Source organism: Sphingobium sp. RC1 (assembly GCF_059738765.1).
Genome location: NZ_AP027306.1, coordinates 2,434,733 through 2,453,434, shown reverse-complemented (window position 1 = coordinate 2,453,434; position 18,702 = coordinate 2,434,733). Strand labels below are relative to the sequence as shown.

Below are 18,702 nucleotides of genomic sequence, written 5' to 3'. Positions count from 1 at the left end.
TTCACATCACCTGCGCGCGGCGTGGCGAGGCGGGGGCTCCCCGTTCCTGAAAGGAGGAACCGGATACATCCCGGTAAAGCTGGTGGTAACGCGCCGCGATCTGGTTCATCGAAAACTGCTCCTGCACCCTTGCGCGAGCGATCTCGCCCAATTGGCGGCGGCCATCGGGACCCAGCCGGTCCATGGCGATGATCGCTTCAGCAAGCGCCGCCGGGTCGCGTGGCTGAACGATCATCCCGCTTTTGCCGACTATCCAGCCGCTATCCCCGACATCGGTCGCGATGCAGGGCACGCCGCATGCCATAGCCTCGCCCAGAATATTGGGGAAACCTTCACCCCAGGCCGAAGGCAGCGCGATTATGTCGAGGCCGGGCAGCAATGTCTCAAGATTCCGGTCATGGCTCCGCAGGGTCAGGCGATCGGCAGGCATGGACGCCAGCAGACGCGCAAGCGCTCCGGTGGGTTCGTCCATGCCTTGACCCGTCAGCAGCAGGTGAACATCCGTGCCACGTTCGCGTGCACGTAGCACCGCTTCGACCAGAGTGGCCGCATCCTTCATCGGATGATTGCGCGCCGCCATCCCGACGATCAGCGCGCCCGGTGCAATTCCCAGATCGCGAATAAGCGCATCGCGAGCCTCTTCGCGCGGGCGGAAAAGGTCGCAATCAAACCCATTGGGGATGACCGCCATATCTTCCGCGTGAAAGCCCAGCCGCTGATGCTGCGCTGCCGCCGCATGGGAGTTATAGATGATCGTACGCGGCCAGGATGAACATGCGGCGGCCAGCCGTACGATGACCCGCATCAAGGGTTTTTCCTGCGACAACTCGTCGATGCTGTGGCGGACATTCCAGATCACCGGCACAATGTCCGCGCCCGCCAGTGTCGCCAGCCGGGTGGCAAGATGGGCGTGATACATCCACGCCATGATGACCGCTGGCTGTTCCTGCCGAATGACGGCGCGAAGGCGGGCAAGCCCCGGCAGCAGGTCGATGGCCCTCGTCATGCCGCAATGATGAAGCGGAACGCCGCTCGCGCGGATGCGGTCTCCAGCGACACCCGGCGGCATCAGCGACACAACCGACGGCTGCATCGCGCCGCCCTGCCTGCGTTCATGATCCACCAGCTTGGCGAGCATGGTTTCCGCGCCCCCGACATTCAAAGCGGTTATGACGTGGAGAATCTTCATGGGGGCTCCTGAAGCCGTGCCGCTCACATTGCGGTCAGCAACTTTTCTATTTCCGATCCGGCACCGATCCGTTCCACCACCTCCAGGGCGCCACTGTCGCTCATGGCGAACAGTGTCCCATGATGGTCCCCGGACACCCGCGTGCGCACGATGAACAACAGCGATCCTGGACCTTTGAGATAGGAACGCAGATTATCCACCGCCTTCTGAAGGTCAGCTTCGGCGAAGTAATTTTCATTGAGGATGTTGGCGGCGCGCACCAGATCGAAACGCCGACCGAAACCGTCACGCGGGGCCAGCACATCATCCTCGACAATCGTGATGAGGCCATGGTTGCGGACGCGCGGGCTGACCAGTTCGACCTTCCTGACGCCCACACCCTCGCGCAGCCTGTGGGCCGCCAGACCGCCGACGATGCGGGACAGGATCGGCCGCACCAGCCACATGCCGGTCAGATAATCCAGACGGCGCCGCCAAGGCTGTATCGACCGGCCGAACAGATCGACCTGCAACAGCTGACCTTCGGGATTCAGCAGCGCTGCGCACCTTTTGCCCAGCGGGACGATCCAGGCATGGATGGCATAATCGGTGCCGGTGATGCGCGGCCGATATCCCTCGCGTGCAAAGGCGTCGCACAAGTCCAGCGTGGTCGTCCCCGACGATACGCCGACATCCAGCAGTTCCCGCACATCCAGCCCGCGTGCCTTGACCGCTTCCACCAGACGTCCGTCCAGCGCCCCGAACCGTCCGCCCCAAGTGCATTTGAACGTATTGTTCGGGTTCTTGATGGAACTGAAGAAGGCGTCTTCCACCTGTTGCGGAAGGGCTTCTGCCGGGTGCGAGAAAAATTGCGTTGCTGCTACTATCATAGCCGTTGAGCCTACAATGTGTGGCGGCGTCATGAAGTGGGCGCTTGGCTATGACGCAGGCCAATAGGGATTAGCCCAAATGCGAGCGGCCTGCGGTTCTGGCTAAGCCGCTTGGTCGCCGCGACCAACTGGCGATAATCCGCAAGTCCCATGGATTTGACGCGGCCAAGGCCTCACTGTGCGCGGATGACAATGCCGATCCGGACGGATGCCTCAGCCAGAGGCAAGCCGCACATCGCCTTCATTCTGCCTGGCCTGCGCGCTGGGGGATCGGAACATATCGTCAGCCTGCTGTGCAATCATTTCAGCCGGTCGGGCTGGACGGTCAGCCTGTTCGCCTTCGAAGAGCCCGGAGCGCGCCCCTATTATGCGCATGATCCGGCGGTCAGCATCACGCAGCTGGGCTTTCCCGTCGGGCGCTTGCCGGTGCTGCGATCGGCCCTCGCGGTCTTCAATCGCATCGGCGCGCTCCGCAAGGCATTGGCAAGCACGCGCCCCGACCTGATCATCAGTTTCCTGACACGCACCAACGTCGTCACCGTTCTTGCCGCAAAGCCGCTCGGCATCCCGGTGATCGTGTCGGAACGTAACAATCCCGCCCAGCAACGACCCGGCGCCTTCTGGTCGGCTCTGCGCCGCTACACCTATGCGCGCGCGCACGGGCTGGTGACGATGACGCAAGGCGCGATGCAATATTTCCCCAAGGCCATGCGTCCCCGCCAGTGGGTCATTCCCAATCCCACCTATGCTCCTGTCACGATCGATGAGGCGCGCCCCTGCGGCAGGCAGGTCGTCGCCGTTGGTCGGCTGGTGCCGCAAAAGGGGTTCGACCTGCTGCTGGACGCCTTCGCCCGCGCGGCCCCTCTCATCCCCGATTGGTCGCTCACCATCTGGGGGGAGGGGCCGGAACGTGCGAAGCTCGAAGCGCAGCGGGACGCGCTCGGCCTGCAAGACCGGGTGTCGATGCCGGGCGTCACACAGGATCATGGCGGCTGGCTGCGTGAAGCCGACATCTTCGTCCTCTCCTCCCGCTTTGAAGGGTGGGGGATCGTCGTGGGCGAAGCCATGGCGGCGGGCGTCCCCGTGATTTCCTTTGATTGCCACTTCGGCCCCGGCGAAATGATCGCCGACGGGATCAGCGGTCTGTTGGTCCCGGATGGCGACGTGTCCGCTCTTGGCGCGGCCATCGCCGCCTTGTGCGCCGACCCCGATCAGCGCCGCCGCCTGTCCGAAGGGGCGCGGGCCGCCTCTCAGCGTTTCACCGTCGACCGCGTCCTTGTCCAATGGGAGCGCGCAGCGATGGAGGCGATCGCCCCGCGCCAGTCCGGGGCAAGCTCAATCAGGCCTGTCGCTATCTGAACGGTGCAGCCTGTTTTTGACACTTCTAAACGACGCTGATTTCGTGTCGGCGCGCGCGTCCTGAGGCGTGCGAACCGGATTCCTATCCGGGGGAAGTCACTGCGCTAAAACGCATAATGCCGGAAGCGCGCCCCCAAATCGGCCTTCTCGTGCCTCCCGGACTCGCCGGAATCCGCACCCGCCCGGCGGTTCCAATCAACCTATCGTTTAGATTAGCGTGAGACAGTTATGTCGGTCCCGCGCCATTTTCATGCGCGTGGGGCCTCTACTGGGAGCGGGTGAATGGCGAAGTTTTACGGGATTGTCGGAGACGACATCATCAAGGGAACATCCCTAATCGACAGTATATTCGGTGGCGCAGGCAATGATCAGCTGTGGGGCGGATTAGGCGACGATTATATTGAGGGGAATGATGGCAACGACGTGCTTCATGGGGAAGCGGGCGCCGATTTCCTCAAGGGCGGTTTGGGCGATGACCAGCTTTGGGGCGAGGATGGCAATGACTCGCTCGACGGCGGCGCGGGACACGACCGTATTTACGGCGGCCTGGGCAACAACATCGTCACGGGCGGCGACGGCAACGATCGCATCGAAACGCTCGATGGGCACGACCAGATATTGGGGGATGCCGGGAATGACACCATCCTTGCAGGCGGGGGCCGCGACTATATCGATGGAGGCGCGGGAGATGACATCATCTACGCTGGCGCTGGCGATGACGGGTTCCTGAACGAAATCAATCCGGCGACGGGCAAGCTGACGACACAGGCCGTGGCCGGCGGCGCTGGCAATGACTGGATCTATGGCGAAGACGGCAACGACAAGCTGAAGGGGCAGTCGGGCGACGACCATGTCTACGGCGGAAACGGCAATGACAGGGTCGATGGCGGCGACGGCAACAACTATCTGTCGGGCGGCAGCGGCGACGATATTCTGGATTCCGAAGGCGGCGTGGATCAGCTCTATGGCGGCGACGGCCGGGATAATATGGAATCGGGCGCGGGCAATGATTTCCTCGACGGCGGCAAGGACGCGGATTCCCTGAACGGGGAGGCTGGAAACGATATCCTCTTTGGCGGCGATGGCGACGACCTGCTCTTGGGTGGCGACGGTGCCGACGAGTTGCACGGTGATGCCGGAATCGACAAGCTGACCGGCGATCTGGGCGCGGACAGGCTATGGGGTGGCGCGGGCGCCGACTGGTTCGTCTTCAAGGGCGCGGGTGCGCTGGATGGCGGCGACCGGATAGAGGATTTTCAGGACGGTGCCGACCGCATCGTGCTGGAAAAGCTGGGAGTCACCAAATATGCTGCGGGCGGGGCGCCGGGTACGGTGTTCGCGCATGATGGAGCCTCGGGCAACGTGTTGCTGGATGTCGTCACCTCTTCCGGGGTGAAGTTCAGCATCGACATCGGCGATCCCCTGGGAACTTTGACCGCCCATAATTTCACGGCTGCGGATTTCATCTTCGCCTGATGGCGTCGCAGACCGGCTGTTTCTGAACGGAACGGGGCACCGCTCGCCTGCTGGTTGAGTGCGCGGCCCCGTTTCGCAATTCTTCCCCCGCACCGGCTATTCGGAGTTAAGACGACAGAGAAGCTGCGTCTTCCCTGCTTCGGTCCCATCATAAGTCTCGAAAAACAGGACTGAAGGTGGCGTGCCGATGAATGCGGTGGGATTTCGATTGAAGATGACCTTTTCCGCGATTCGATTGCGCGATGCGCTGACTCATCGGCGTGCGCGGGCCGTCTTCCATCTTCTGTCCGGCACCGCCGCGACGCTGGCGCTGACGCTTCTGTCCATTGCTTTGGTCGCACGGCTTCTGGGGCCTGCAACCTATGGCATCTTCGCCATGATCCTGACTCTCGGCCAGGCGTGTGAACGGCTGCTCAGCTTTCAGTCGTGGCAGCCGCTGATCCGCAATGGGGCGACCGTCGATCCCGATGCGGACCCGGCCACCTATTTCGCGCTGCTCAAATTCGGCTGGCTGCTCGACATCGGCGGCAGCATCGCGGCATGGGCGATCGCGAGCGTGCTGACGATCGCCGGACATTATCTGTTCGGCTTCTCCTTCCAGTATGTCGGTTACACGCTCGTGTTCGCCACCTCGCTACTGTTCAACTTCAACGGTGTCTCGACTGCCATATTCAGGCTTGCGGGCCAATATCGGGCGGTGGCGCAGATTCAGGTCGCGAACGCGTTCGTCCGCCTCCTCTGCGTGGCGGTTGCTTATCTGGCGGGCGCGGGCATGCTCCAGATCATCCTCATATGGACGATCACCCAAATCCTCGGCTCGATTGCCAATTTCGTTTTTGCCATGCGTTTTTTGCCCCAGCCTGGATTTCGTCAGCTGCTACGAGCAAGGGCGAAAGGGATCACCGGTCGCTTTCCCGACATCTGGCGCTTCGCGCTGGGGTCGAACCTCTCGCTCACCCTGTGGTCGAGTGTGCAGGTGGTCGATACGCTGATCGTCGGATGGCTCGCCGACCCGGCAAGCGCGGGCCTGTTCCATATCGCCAAGCGCATCAGTCGCATCCTTCTCCAGGTCGGCGCGCAGGTGCAGGCCGTGGTCTATCCCGACCTCAGCCGGTTGGTGGCGGCGGGCAAGCGCCACGCCTTCGTCCGTGTGCTGGTCCAGACCGAATTGCTGCTGGGGGCTTTCGGCGTCATCTGTTTTGTCGCCATGCTGTTAGTGGGCGGGCCGCTGATGCGCCTCGCCGTGGGGCCGCATTTTGCTGGAGCCGTCCCCTTGCTCACTGTCCAGATACTGGCGGTCACCTTCGCGATCAGCGGGTCCGCCAGCCGCGCCGGGCTGCTTGCCCTGGGTGACCAGCGCGCGCTTCTTCGCACGGTGATGGCGTGCACGCTCGCCTTCTACTGCGCCGTGTTTCCGTTGGTTCCGCTGGTCGGAGCAATGGGCGCGAACATCGCCCATCTGCTGTTCGGCGTAATCTGGCTCGGTAGCCTGACGCTGTGCCTGCGCCGGGCGATCAGTGCCGCCCCGTGGGCGGTGGAAGAGGGGCGGAAATAACGGCGATCGTCAGAACTCTTCCAGCGTCTCGATGATCCGGTCGGCCTTCACGCCCTCATTCACGCCGAACTTGTGGATACGGTCGGGCCGGGCAATCTGCACCGTCCGCCACCCGCGTGATCGGGGGGCCGTGAAATCCTTGGAAGGGTTGTCCGCGATATAGGTCAGCGATCCGCCCGACCGACCGAAAATCTGCTCGACATGCTCGAACGCGCGCGGGTTTGGCTTCCAGCACTCCCGTCCCCATTTGTCGGTGCAGATACCAAGGTGAATGCCGCGCGCATATAGGCCCAGCGCCCTGATCTTGCGCCTCTGCGCATCAAGAAAGCCGTCGGTGATTACCGCAAAGCCCGTACTGCCATCATGTCCCGCGAGGAACCGTTCCGCGTCGGGCGCAAGGCAGATGTCGGGTCGGTGCTGCCGGTAAGTAGCCAGCATCCGCCCGATCAGAGAGGATGACGGCGTAAGCCCCATCTCCTGCAAGCTGTCGTCGAATATGTGGCTGCGCGCCCCCGCTTCGAACCGCGCGCGCATTACCTCGCCCAGACCATCCATGCCCAGCGCGGTGCTCGCCCATCGCCCTACAGCCCTCAGCCCGCTCCGCACATAGTCGCGCTCCAGATAGAGCGTGTCGTCCAGATCGAACACGATGACGCGCTCGAATCGGGTGCTTTCAGATGAAAATGGCATCATCGAAACGCAGCATCAGGACATTGTCCTGCCAGCCATCATGCGCTGTACGCGGCAGTCCCAGCCGTTCTTCCAGCATCCACTGCGCAAACCGCGCGCCCGCCCGATGCGCCAATGGATAGCCCCCGCCGAAACGGGCGTTGATCTCGAAAATGGAAGCGTTCCCGTCTGCATCCACCCGAAGCTGGAAGCACATCGCCCCGCGCGCGCCCTGAAGGGCGGAACCCAATCGCCAGGCCAGGTCCTGCATGACGGCATCCCGCACCGTGATGCCCTTCTCAACCTCCCCCGACCGCACCCGCAGCCGCTCATGGGGAACCGCGCATTGCAGCTGTCCTTCGTCATCGAAATAGAGGCTGATCGTAAATTCACGCCCCGCAAGAAACTGCTGGAGAACATAAGGCTCACTCTTGTCGAGCGCCGCCACCTCCTCGCGATCATAGACCATGCCGATGCCCCGGCTGGAGCTGCCATGCCGCGGCTTGGCCAGCAGTGGCAGCGGCAGATCGGCCGATCCCTCCAGATAGTCTTCCACCGCTATGGTGGCGGGAGAGGGCAAGCCCGCACCCGTCAGGAACCGCGCCGTGGCCAGCTTGTCCCGCGCCATTTCCACCAGCGGCGCGTCAGAAACCGCGACATGGCAATTGATCGCGGCGAACTGCTCGCGCGCATTGGCATAGGCGATAAGTTCGGTATCGATCGTCGGCACGATCAGTTCGATCTGCTCGCGCCTGCAAATATCCAGCATCGCCGGAATGAACGTGTCGCTCTCCGCAGGCGGCGCGGCAAAGCTGCCGTCCGCTTCGATACAGGCCGGGCTCCAGTCCGGTTTCAGGTCGCATGCGAACATGGCAAGATCGACGCCCAGTGCCCCCGCCGCGTCGCGAAAGCTCCGCATCAGGCCGACCCGCCGCCCGGCGGAACTCAGCATCATGCGCAGCGCCCGGCCGCTGCGGTCGGGTCCTTCCCAATCCGTGCCCAAGGTTGCCGATGCTCCTCCAGTCCGGGTCGCGGGTGCGTCCATGTCAGGCTACCTCTCTTATCAGCACAAAGGCTTCCGCCGCGCTCCGGCTGACGCAACTGCCCCGCACCTGCGCCAGCGCGCGCAGGGTTTCAAAGGATCGTTCATTGGGAAAAGGACGAACCTGCGATTCAAAACAGCCAAAGGCCTCGATCTTCCGATCCAGATGCTCGCTGATGTCGATGAAGACGTGCGGCTGAAACGGAGGCGTCAGGAAAGGCGCCGCCCAATTGGTTTCCGATACTGTCTCATAGGCGAGGACGCGTCTTGGGTAATGCGCCCCAACCGGCCGCGCCGCCACCATCGCGGCTTCGAATATCAGGCCATGGTCGAAATGCAGGTCGCCGGGGAAGGGCAGGAACAATGTGTCGGGACGGCTCTCGGCGACCACGGCGGCGATGCCCTCATTCAACTCCGCGCGCGGCAGGCAATCCAGCGCCGCTGCCTCAAATTCCAGGAAATGGGTCCGCCCAACGCCCAGCACCTTATGAGCCTGGCGCGCTTCGGCCTGCACCCGTTCCACCTGCGCCGCAGTGAAGCGCGGCGGCTTCCCCTGCGTCGCGATGACGACCTCGACATGGCAACCCATAGCGGCAAGGCGCGCGATCGTTCCCCCGCAGCCCAGCACTTCGTCGTCGGGATGGGGCGCGATCACCAGCGCGCGCTCTATGCTATCGATCATGGTCATGCCGCTGCCTTGGTCCGCCCCAATATGGCGTGGTTGGGCAAGGGCGCTTCCCGCGCCGTCTGCCACCGCAACACATGCAATCCCTGATCGTCGCCGCAGCGCACGACGAAGCCTTCCGCCATACGCTCGACAATCTGCCCCGGCATCGCAGCGGCATGATGACGCAGCGGCACCAAGGCTGCCTCTTCGATGACGATCTTCTCGCCCGCATAGCTCGTCCAGGCGCCCGGATAGGGGTGACCGCAGGCCCTGACGCAGCGCCAGATTGCCGATCCCGGCGCTGACCAGTCGATCAGCGCATCTTCCGGTCGCCTGCGCGCGGCATAGGTGGCGCACCGCTCATCCTGTATGGTGAGCGTCGGCGATCCGCCCGCAATATCCTCCAGCACGTCCGGCAGCATCGCTTCCAGCGCGGCCATGTGCTTGGCGTAGAGCGTCGCCGCCGTCTCATCCGGCGTTAAATGGAAATAGCGCTGGCCAAGCAGCGGCCCGCTATCCACCCCCGCATCGATCAGGAAGAGAGAGGAAGCGGAAATGGGTTCATCCAACAGGATGGTCCATGGAATGACGGCGCGGCCCCGCAGGCGAGGCAGGGGCGCGGGATGATAGCCCACGACGCCCCGCCTTGCGATGGCGCGGAATGCTTCTCCGCAAATCTGAGACCAGCCGATGACGAAGATATAATCGGGCGCCAGATCGCGGAGCGCCTGCAACGCCGCATCGGAATTGATATTGGCGGTTCGCACCATCCGTGCCCCCGCTTTTTCAGCATCGCCCGAAAGATCGACGAAATCGGAATGGCGATGGGCAAGATCGGACGGCAGGGTGAAGACTGCCGCCAGATCCCACTGGCGGGATGCGCCAAGGGCCGTCACCGCGACCCGTGTGCTTTCAACCGCGCCAACGACTATGGCCTTCATGCGCCCTCCTGATCGATGACTGGTTGGACCGTTCGCCGCGCACCGCCACGCTGATCGTCCGGGCAAGGATAGTGAGGTCGAGCCACAAGGAGCGGTTCGCAATGTACCAGAGGTCGAGCGCGATCTTGTCCCGCTCACCCAGTAGCGTGTTGCCGTTGACCTGCGCCCATCCGGTAAGGCCGGGCCTGACCGCGCACCGCTGCCGTCCCCGCTCTCCGGCTTCCTCTATGGTCGCGGGCAGCAGGGGGCGGGGGCCGATCAGGCTCATGGTCCCGGTAAGGATGTTCCACAGCTGCGGCAGTTCGTCCAACCGCGAACGCCGCAGGAACCCACCGATCCGGGTCGTCCGCATCGCATCGGGCAGCAACCGACCATCCCGGTCGTGGGCGTCGGTCATCGTCCGGAACTTGATGACGGGAAAGCGCCGCCCGCCCTTCGTCACGCGGACCTGCCTGTACAGCACCGGCGCGCCATCGGTCAGCCTTATGGTTCCAGCTATGACCGCCATGACCGGCAGCGCCAGCGGCAGGGCGGTGGCCGCGAACAGCATGTCGATCAGTCGCCTCACGCCCATCAGGATTCTCCGGCAAGGATCGGCGCGTTGACCCTCTTCCGCTCGGACCGCCCGGCCACGGGGCCGTTCATCTCCATGGTCGAAAGCAGCAGCGCGTTCACCATCTCGACCGAATAATGGTCTTCAACCGTCTTGCGCGCCGCCAGGCCCAATTGCGCGGGCAGGCCCGGCTGCTCGCATATCCTCACCATCGCGTCGGCCAGCGCGTTGGCATCGCGCGGCCCTACGATGAAACCGTTCACCCCCTGCCTGATCGGCTCGCGGCAACCCGGCATGTCGGTCGTGATCACGCCCCGGCCCACCGCCATTGCTTCCAATATCGTGCGCGGCAGGCCCTCCCGATACCAGCTTGGCAGCACGAAGATACTGGCCTGCCCCAGATAGGGGCGCACGTCGCGCGTCTCGCCCAGATATTCGATAATGCCCTCATCCTGCCACTGGGCGATCATCTCGCGCGAAACGGCGGCCGGATTTTCATCGAGCGGCCCGAGCAGTTGCAGGCGCACATCGGGAAAGCGCGCCCGCACGATCCGGGCCGCCTCGACATATTCGATCAGGCCCTTGTTGCGCAGCAGCCGCGCAATCATCAGGAAGACGGGCGGTCCTTCCGGCAAAGCCGCCTGCGCATAATGGGAAAGGTCCACGCCCGACCCCGGCACCTGAATAACCCGGCTGTCGGGGCGCAGAATATGGTGGCGCAGCATCTCGCCACGGTCGTCGCTATTGAAGACGAACACTGCTTTAGCGCTACGCAGTGCCTGCCGGTACAGAATGGACACGATCGCCCGTACATAAGGCAGCAGGCGCGATTCACCGTCGCTGAACACATGACCAAGCCCGCTCACCATTGCGTAGAAGCGGATGGACGGGAAAAACCGGCTGGCGATGCCGCCATAGATGATCGGCTTCTGCGTATAGGCCATTACCGCGTCCGGCCGATGTTTCCGGAAACAACCGATCAGCCAGCTCAGCGTGCCCATATCAGCAAAGGGGTTCATCCCTGCCCGCGCCATGGGCATGGGCAGATAGGTCGCGCCCATCGCCGCCAGCTTCGCCTCAATTTCGGGATCGCGGCCGGGCGCGCAGACAATGACCTCATGCCCGTTGCCGATCATTGCGGCGATCAGCCGCCCGCGAAAATTGATCACCGAATAGGCGAGGCTGGCGATGACGATGATCTTCATGCGGTCCCGTGACTGTTCCCGGATCGCCGCGCTACAGGGGGCGGCAAGCGCAACCATAGGACAAAGCGTCCGGAAAACGCCGCACCATTCCGCACCTATACTTGAGGCCAGCTGCCCATCCTTTCGGATGACGAATGGGGATGGGGATTTGATTTCTGCTCAAAGGGATAAGACCGCTACCCATCTTCGGATCGTACCTATGCCCAACTGCCCTGCGTCCCCATTCGCCCTATTTGAGGAACATGATTGATCGCCAGCCAAGCTTCGTCGTTATCGGCGCCATGAAAGGCGCGACCACCTGGATCGCTCATCAACTCCGCAATCATCCCGGGCTGTGGCTCCCCGACGCCGAACCGCATTATTTCAGTTCGGAATATGATCGCGGCCCAGACTGGTATGCCTCCCTCTTCGATCCTGCGCCGCCCGGCCGTATCATTGGGGAGAAGTCGGCGGACTATCTGGCGCATCCGCAAGCCGCGGAGCGCATGGCGGCCATGCTTCCGGGCGCCCGGCTCATCGTTCAGCTGCGCGACCCGGTTCAGCGCGCCTATTCCGATTATTGCATGCTCTTCCGACGCGGACAGGTCGGCGGCGATCCCCGCAAATATCTGGAAAGCGCGCAGCCTGAACAGTCGCGATTCCTGTCGGGTGGGCTTTACGGCGCCCATCTGCGCCGCTTCCTCCGCCATTATCCGCGCGATCAGATCCACGTGATCTTGTACGAGTCGCTTCGGGAGCAGCCCGAACAGGTCATCGCGGACGTCTGCACTCATATCGGTGTGCCGGTGCATATCGCGCCCGAAGAGGTGGCCAGCCGGAAAAATGACAGCGCCAGCCCGATGTTGCCCCTGCCGCTGCGCCGTATGCTGCAACCGATGCGCCCGGTGCTCGACCCGCTCCGCTCCAATCCTCATCTGGCGAAGCTGCGCGCGTCGCTGGCGGCGCCGATCCGCTACCCGCCCCTCACGGATGAATTACAGCAGATGCTGCGCGATTTTTACTGCGAGGATCTGTTGATCCTGCAAGACATTCTCCAGATGGATTTGCGCCACTGGATCACTGGCGATCTCGCGTTAAGGGACGCTCACGCCGTGGCGGCGAAGTGATGCGCGCCGTCATTCTCCAGTAATGGCCACTGCTTATCTGACGCCATAGGGAGCGTCAGCCCGACCCGCATGCATGTCCGCTAACTGGTGGGGCGGGCAACTGCGGGGGTACTCCGGAAAAGTCGGCCACTGACGATCATGCATGACGTAAATTGCCGGCCATAAGGGAAGCGAGGTGCGCTGATGCCGGGTTTCAGGGTGGTTCGACCTTGGCTGTTGAACCTCTATGTCCATCGATTGCCTCGCTTTCGCGGGAAGTGGCGGCTGTTGTCGCCTTTCGCCGGGGTGCTGGATGGCACACCCATTCGGTCAAGCTATGGCAATGTCCGACTCGCCTTCGATGTGCGCGACCGGACTCATCTGCTTGGGCTGACCGGGGAATATGGCGCGCGAGTCTCCGATGAGGTGGAATGCCTCCGTCCTGGCGACTGCTTCATCGATGTCGGCGCCAATTGCGGCATCTTCACCCTGCTTGCGGCAGAACGCGTGGGGCCGGACGGGCTGGTGGTCGCCTTTGAACCTTGCTTTTCCACCTTTGCAAAGCTGGTCCGGAACATCGGCCTGAACGCGTTTGGCAATGTCCTGCCCTTCAACCTGGCCCTTGCAGCCCTGACCCGCCCCGACCTGCTCGACAATCGCGCGACAGGGCATTCCGGGCGCTTCTCCATCGCCAGCGAACCTGTGGAGGAGGGGGAACGGGTCATGACATTGTCGATCGGCGACTTTCCCGGTCTCCTCAAGCTCATCGGCGAGCGATCCATCACGGTGAAGATCGATGTGGAGGGATTTGAATATGCCGTCCTTCAGGGGCTGGCGCCGATCCTTGCCCTCCCGCAAACGCGGGCAGCGGTCGTCGAAATCGATCACCGGAACCTTCACCGCTATGGCGCTGATGCAGGCGAAGTCTTCACCCTGCTAGAGCGCCATGGCTTTACCCGCGTCGATCCTGATGGAGCAGGCGATCATTTCGACGCGGTTTTCCACCGCCGGACTGACTCCGCAGTCCCAGTCACGGCTTGTGCTAACGTCACGCCGTTTCGTCAGCGGCCTTCTCATGCCGCCCCCGTCTCGCTCCCGCGCGCTCGACGAACATCCCGCCTCGCGCGCGTCGCTGCGGCCCTGCTGGTTTTGGCGGGCGGCTGGTTCGCGATGGGCAAGGGCGTGTCGGTCGATCGCGGCCGGGCGGAGGAATATTTCATCAAGGAAGCCTTGCAGTCGCACAAAGTCGCGGAAATGCGGGCCGTCCTGCGCCGTTCGCCGCCCACGGTGTTCAATGTCGGCGAAGTCGGCTCCTTCGCCCGCATCGCGCTTCCCATCCTGCCGCAGGGTTGGCGCATCACCGATGTACAGCTGTTCCCTTCCGACAGCGGCCCTAGCTTGCAAATGACCATCACCAACGACGTCAGCCGCCCGGTATCCCTGTTCGCCGTCCGTGACGATGGCGTAGCGCCCGCCAAACCGGCGGTGCTCACCCGCGATGGCAAGACCGTCGCCTATTGGCAGGAGGGTGAACTGGCCTACGCCCTGATCAGCAAGAAGAAGCAGCCAGCCGAACTCGACCGCCTTGCAGAGGATATCGCCGACAACGTCTCATCCTAAGAGCATGCTGCGTTTAATTGGACGCAGGCGCGCGCTCCAGTTTTTGTTTTCACATCGTTTTAAGACGCAAAACCGTTTCCCACTTTTGCGCACGATGCTCTAGCGGCGGTTAGTCCAACGCTCGGCGATCCGCCTCGGCGGACGGCGTGTCTTCCTGCGTCAGCGGCCCTTCCAGCCCATTACCCGTCCGCATCCGCGTCACGATGTTCCATGTCGCGATGAACAGCGCGGCGATCACCGGCCCGATGACGATACCGTTGAAGCCGAACATGTCGATGCCGCCGAGCGTCGTGATCAACACCACATAATCGGGAATGCGCGTATCCCGCCCAACCAGCATCGGCCGCAGCAGATTGTCGATCAGACCGATGATGAACAGGCCGCAAACGACCAGGATGATCCCCTTGACCACCGCGCCCGTCGCCAGCAGGTAAATCGCCACCGGCACCCACACCAATCCCGTACCCACCGCCGGGATCAGCGAAAAGCACCCCATCAGCACGCCCCACAGCAGCGGCCCCTGTATCCCCAGCATCCAGAATACGATGCCGCCGATCATCCCCTGCACGATGGCGACGACGACGCTGCCCTTGATCGTGGCGCGGGTGACGACGACGAACTGTTGCATCAGCGCGCGCCTGTGCGTCATGCGCAGCGGCGCCGCGCGATCCAGCCGCGTCGCCAGCGCCGGCCCGTCGCGCAGCAGGAAGAAGGTGAGGTAAAGCGTGACGCTCAACGCCACGAAAAAGCTGAATGCGCTCTGCCCGATCTGGAAGACCTGCGCCGCGACGGATCGGAAGCTGTTGGCGATGCTCTGTCCCAACATGTCGCGCACCGCCGCGAAATTGGTGATGCCCACGCGCGCCAGCAGGTTCGAAGCCCAATCCGGCAGGCTTGCCTGAAATGCGTCGAACATGGCGGGGATATTGATCTGCCCCGACTGTATCTTGGCGTAGAAAAGCCCCGCTTCCTGCACCAGCGAAACAGCCAGCACGATCGCAGGCAGGATGACGACCGCCACGATCAGCAACAGCGTCAGCCCCGCTGCGCTATTGGGGCGGCCCGGCATCTGCCGCAACAGGTTCTGGTTGATGGGGCCGAACAATATAGCGGCGATCACGCCCCACAGGATCGCCGCGAAAAACGGCTCGATCACCAGCGCAAAGGCCACCGACACCAGCAGAACGAAGCCCAGGAAGACACCATCTTCGATGCGGACATTCTGTGGCTTGTCGGTCATGTTCGCGCTTTGGCAGAAATGAGGGGCAAAAGTCCATCTCCAGCGCGATGGGGGCGCTTTTGCACCGCGACCAACATCCGCTGTGTCAAAAAGGTCGCAGTTGCGTCAATTTTCCCTGAACGATTGAATCCGCGTCGGCGAAGCGTAAGAGCTTCAAGGAATAACGATCGGAAAGCAGGACATGGCAAAACCCGAATCCTGGCGCTTGAGCCCCGAAGCCTACAGCTTCATCACCAGCATCGACACGCGCTTCCAGGATATCGATACGATGGGCCACATCAACAATGTGGCGATATCGGGCATCTTCGAAACCGCCCGCATCCGTTTCCACCATCATCTCGGCCGCCACCCGCAGGAACAGGGCGTGCGCTGGCTCGTCGCCGCCGTGTCGCTGAATTTCGTCGAGGAATCGCACTTCCCCTATCCGTTCGAAGTGCATTGCGGCATCGGCCATATCGGCCGTACCAGCTGGACCGTCAGCTCCGCCGCATTTCAGAAGGGCGTCTGCGTCGCCACCTGCGACACCACTGTCGTCACCCACGGATCGGAAGGCCGCCGCAGCATCGACGCCAGTCTGCGCGAAGCCATGGAACGCAATTTCCTCCGCCAGCCAGGCTGACCGCACGCGCCTTGATTACGCGTCACCCCAGCGAAAGCTGGGGTCTCGTGAGGCTGGACCGCGCCGTCTCCCCGGACCACCGTCCCTCACCCCCGTTTGGGCGCAACCACGACCCTCACCTCCGTTCGCCCTGAGCTTGTCGAAGGGCTTTCCTTTCTTGAAGAGAAGGGAAGGGGGAGTGATGAACGGGTGGAGCTAGATCAGCCCGCAAACCCATCCATCCGCCGCGCCCACTGAAAGGCGATCACCGCACCCTTCACCGGCTGGATCATAACCGCCGCCAGCACCACGGCTAGTCCGGGCCAAAGCGCTGCCTGCACCCCTAGTGGAATGGCAAACGCATGGTTCACCTCGATCATCAAAGGTACCAATATATGCCCCAGCAGCAGGATGACGATATAGGAGGGGAAATCGTCCGCCCGCGACACGTCCCATGGCTGCCCGCACGCATTGCAGGCCGGGCTCGGCTTCAGAAGGCGCGCAAACATCGCCCCTTCACCGCAGGCTGGGCAACGGCCCCGCAGCGCAAGCGTCAGCGCCGGGAAAAGCGGCCGCGCTGCGGCATCTGCGGCGGGATGATCGCTCATGCGCCGTCTCTATGGCCGCGCGGCGGGCCATGCAATAACGGTTTAAGCCGCTGCCTCCCTTTCGCCCGGCTAAAAGGCTGTTAAGACGGCCACCATGCGACTGCCGGGTCCTTCCGAAGCCTTTGTCCTGTTCGACGATGCGCGAGAGCGCAATGCCGCGCCAGCGCGCCTCTACCGCGACCCGGTGGATGTCATCACCGCCGACTGCCTGGAGGAGGTGCAGCCCGCCCTCGACCGCCTTGCCGAAGCGGGCGAGATGGGCCTGCACGCTGCGGGCTATATGAGTTACGAGGCCGGGCTGATGCTGGAGGACCGGCTCCAGCCGATCGCCTTGGGCCAGGGTGATCGCACGCCCGCCATGCCGCTGCTCTGGTTCGGCCTGTTCGAAGGACATCGGCTGATCGATCCCGCACTGCTGCCGGATCTGCTGCCCGATCCCGCCACCGCCAGCATCGAACCGCCGCAGCCGCTGATGGACGAGCAAGCCTATCGCGCCGCCTTCGCGCGGGTGCAGGAATATATTCGGGCGGGCGACATCTATCAGGCCAATCTGACCTTCCCCTGCACGGCGCGCTTCGATGGCGACCTGATGGCGCTTTATGCTGCCATCCGTCCCCGGCAGCGCGCTGGCTATGGCGGCATCATCCGCACTGGCGCGCACAATATCCTCTCCTTCTCGCCCGAACTCTTCTTCACCAATGTGCGTGGGCAACTGACCGCCCGGCCGATGAAGGGCACCGCGCGCCGCTCGTCCGACCCGGCTCGCGACGCTGCCCTGGCGCGGGAACTGGAGGAGGACATCAAGCAGCGCGCCGAAAATCTGATGATCGTCGACCTGCTGCGCAACGATCTATCCCGCGTTTCGCGCGCTGGCACGGTGATCGTCCCCGACCTCTTCCATGTGGAAACCTATCCGACGGTGCATCAGATGGTCTCGACCATCCGCGCGCGGATGCTGCCCGGTCTGTCGTCCGTCGATATCCTGCGCATCCTCTTTCCCTGCGGATCGATCACCGGCGCGCCAAAGGTGCGCGCCATGGAGATTATCGACACGGTGGAGGCCCATCCGCGCGATGTCTATACTGGCACCATGGGCTGGATCGATCCGAACGGAGACGCTGCCTTCAATGTTGCCATTCGCACGATTTGGGTTGAAGAAGGCAGCAGGGAGGGGCGCCTGGGATTGGGCTCCGGCATCGTCGCGGACTCGGATGCGGCATCCGAGTGGGCGGAATGCCTTGCCAAGGGGCGCTTCCTCACGACCGCAAGGCAGTAGGGGGCTGATTAGTTTCGATGTCATTGGCTGACGGACGGTTCGATCTGCTCGAAACCATGGCTTTCGATCCGGTCGAAGGCATCAGACTGCTGGAACTGCATCTGGAACGGCTGAAGGAGAGCGCTGCGGCACTCGACTTCATCTTCGACCGCCACGATGTCCGCAACGAACTCCAGGCCGCAACCTTCCGCCTGCGTGAACGCAGCCGCCTGCGCCTTCTCGTGTCCCGCCGGGGATCGATCGCCATTGAGGTGCGGGAACATCGCACATGGCCGCAGGCCATCATGCAGGTGGCGGTCGTGCCACGGGCGGCGCCCGGCGATGACCTCTGTCTCGCGCACAAGACCACCGACCGCGCCGTCTATCGCGATGCCCTGAAACGCGGCGGCACCTATGAAGTGCTGATGACCGACCGCGAAGGCTATCTCACCGAAGGCTGCTTCTCCTCCATCTTCGTCGAACGCGGCGACAAGCTGGTAACACCGCCCCTCTCACGCGGAATCCTCCCCGGCGTCCTCCGCCGCAGCCTCATCGAAATGGGCGAAGCGGTCGAAGACGACCTCAAACCCCGCGACCTGCAAAAGGGCTTCTTCATCGGCAACGCCGCACGCGGAATGGTAGCGGCGTCACTGGTAAAATAATCCGTCATCCCAGCGAACGCTGGGATCTCCGGCCGGACACGCGACCCTCCCGCAGATTCCAGCTTCCGCTGGAATGACGAAGGTTGGGCAACTCCCGGTTGCCCCCAAA

18 protein-coding genes are annotated in these 18,702 nt (G+C 63.1%); 8 read left to right on the top strand and 10 right to left on the bottom strand.

Going from position 1 to position 18,702, the window contains the following annotated elements; translation table 11 throughout:
• Window position 1: 1 nt before the first annotated feature.
• Entirely contained in the window at window positions 2–1,189 is a 1,188-nt protein-coding gene (locus tag AC6JBC_RS12225; RefSeq protein WP_498024520.1) for a glycosyltransferase, read from the bottom strand.
• Between the two features lie 23 nt (window positions 1,190–1,212).
• Entirely contained in the window at window positions 1,213–2,058 is an 846-nt protein-coding gene (locus AC6JBC_RS12220) for a hypothetical protein (protein WP_498024518.1), read from the bottom strand.
• 186 nt (window positions 2,059–2,244) lie between these two features.
• On the opposite strand from AC6JBC_RS12220, the gene AC6JBC_RS12215 reads away from it, so the two are divergent.
• The 3 genes from AC6JBC_RS12215 (at window position 2,245) to AC6JBC_RS12205 (ending at window position 6,448) form a co-directional block, all read left to right on the top strand.
• Window positions 2,245–3,417, top strand: a complete 1,173-nt coding sequence (locus tag AC6JBC_RS12215; protein ID WP_498024516.1) for a glycosyltransferase family 4 protein — start codon at window positions 2,245–2,247, stop codon at window positions 3,415–3,417.
• 282 nt (window positions 3,418–3,699) lie between these two features.
• The gene (locus tag AC6JBC_RS12210; protein WP_498024514.1) at window positions 3,700–4,893 is read left to right on the top strand and encodes a calcium-binding protein; all 1,194 of its coding nucleotides are present in this window, start codon (window positions 3,700–3,702) and stop codon (window positions 4,891–4,893) included.
• A gap of 214 nt (window positions 4,894–5,107) precedes the next feature.
• Entirely contained in the window at window positions 5,108–6,448 is a 1,341-nt protein-coding gene (locus AC6JBC_RS12205; protein WP_498024513.1) for a lipopolysaccharide biosynthesis protein, read from the top strand.
• Window positions 6,449–6,457: 9 nt separating this feature from the next.
• On the opposite strand, the gene AC6JBC_RS12200 is transcribed toward AC6JBC_RS12205, so the two are convergent.
• The 6 genes from AC6JBC_RS12200 to AC6JBC_RS12175 are packed head-to-tail and all read right to left on the bottom strand — an operon-like array spanning window position 6,458 to window position 11,525.
• Complete coding sequence (locus AC6JBC_RS12200) at window positions 6,458–7,141, bottom strand: HAD family hydrolase (RefSeq protein WP_498024512.1); 684 nt, start codon at window positions 7,139–7,141, stop codon at window positions 6,458–6,460.
• Complete coding sequence (locus tag AC6JBC_RS12195) at window positions 7,122–8,162, bottom strand: ATP-grasp domain-containing protein (protein ID WP_498024511.1); 1,041 nt, start codon at window positions 8,160–8,162, stop codon at window positions 7,122–7,124. The genes AC6JBC_RS12200 and AC6JBC_RS12195 overlap by 20 nt, the downstream gene beginning before the upstream one ends.
• Window position 8,163: 1 nt before the next feature.
• A complete protein-coding gene (locus tag AC6JBC_RS12190; protein ID WP_498024510.1) occupies window positions 8,164–8,847 on the bottom strand; it encodes a PIG-L deacetylase family protein in 684 nt (227 codons plus the stop codon).
• Window positions 8,844–9,767: a methionyl-tRNA formyltransferase gene (locus AC6JBC_RS12185; RefSeq protein WP_498024509.1), complete on the bottom strand. Its 924-nt coding sequence runs from the start codon at window positions 9,765–9,767 to the stop codon at window positions 8,844–8,846. The genes AC6JBC_RS12190 and AC6JBC_RS12185 overlap by 4 nt, the downstream gene beginning before the upstream one ends.
• Window positions 9,739–10,341 carry a sugar transferase gene (locus tag AC6JBC_RS12180; RefSeq protein ID WP_464788004.1) on the bottom strand — a complete coding sequence of 201 codons (603 nt, stop codon included), beginning with the start codon at window positions 10,339–10,341 and terminating at the stop codon, window positions 9,739–9,741. Before AC6JBC_RS12180 ends, AC6JBC_RS12185 begins: the two co-directional genes overlap by 29 nt.
• Window positions 10,341–11,525 carry a glycosyltransferase family 4 protein gene (locus AC6JBC_RS12175; protein WP_498024507.1) on the bottom strand — a complete coding sequence of 395 codons (1,185 nt, stop codon included), beginning with the start codon at window positions 11,523–11,525 and terminating at the stop codon, window positions 10,341–10,343. Before AC6JBC_RS12175 ends, AC6JBC_RS12180 begins: the two co-directional genes overlap by 1 nt.
• A gap of 242 nt (window positions 11,526–11,767) precedes the next feature.
• Here AC6JBC_RS12175 and AC6JBC_RS12170 point away from each other — a divergent pair, with 242 nt between their 5' ends.
• Window positions 11,768–12,631, top strand: a complete 864-nt coding sequence (locus tag AC6JBC_RS12170) for a sulfotransferase family protein (RefSeq protein WP_498024506.1) — start codon at window positions 11,768–11,770, stop codon at window positions 12,629–12,631.
• A 183-nt stretch (window positions 12,632–12,814) separates the two neighbouring features.
• Entirely contained in the window at window positions 12,815–14,230 is a 1,416-nt protein-coding gene (locus tag AC6JBC_RS12165; protein WP_498024505.1) for an FkbM family methyltransferase, read from the top strand.
• 109 nt (window positions 14,231–14,339) lie between these two features.
• Here the strand turns inward: AC6JBC_RS12165 and AC6JBC_RS12160 are convergent, their stop codons facing one another.
• Window positions 14,340–15,470: an AI-2E family transporter gene (locus AC6JBC_RS12160; protein WP_498024504.1), complete on the bottom strand. Its 1,131-nt coding sequence runs from the start codon at window positions 15,468–15,470 to the stop codon at window positions 14,340–14,342.
• A 181-nt stretch (window positions 15,471–15,651) separates the two neighbouring features.
• Between AC6JBC_RS12160 and AC6JBC_RS12155 the strand changes: the two genes are divergently transcribed.
• Window positions 15,652–16,089 (top strand): acyl-CoA thioesterase, encoded by a 438-nt coding sequence (locus AC6JBC_RS12155; protein WP_498024503.1) that lies wholly within the window; start codon window positions 15,652–15,654, stop codon window positions 16,087–16,089.
• A 200-nt stretch (window positions 16,090–16,289) separates the two neighbouring features.
• On the opposite strand, the gene AC6JBC_RS12150 is transcribed toward AC6JBC_RS12155, so the two are convergent.
• Window positions 16,290–16,676, bottom strand: coding sequence for a DUF983 domain-containing protein (locus tag AC6JBC_RS12150; protein ID WP_498024502.1), 387 nt, complete (start codon window positions 16,674–16,676; stop codon window positions 16,290–16,292).
• A 94-nt stretch (window positions 16,677–16,770) separates the two neighbouring features.
• Here AC6JBC_RS12150 and pabB point away from each other — a divergent pair, with 94 nt between their 5' ends.
• Entirely contained in the window at window positions 16,771–17,952 is a 1,182-nt protein-coding gene (pabB, locus tag AC6JBC_RS12145; RefSeq protein ID WP_498024500.1) for an aminodeoxychorismate synthase component I, read from the top strand.
• 17 nt (window positions 17,953–17,969) lie between these two features.
• Window positions 17,970–18,593 (top strand): aminotransferase class IV, encoded by a 624-nt coding sequence (locus AC6JBC_RS12140; protein ID WP_498024499.1) that lies wholly within the window; start codon window positions 17,970–17,972, stop codon window positions 18,591–18,593.
• Window positions 18,594–18,702: the final 109 nt, after the last annotated feature.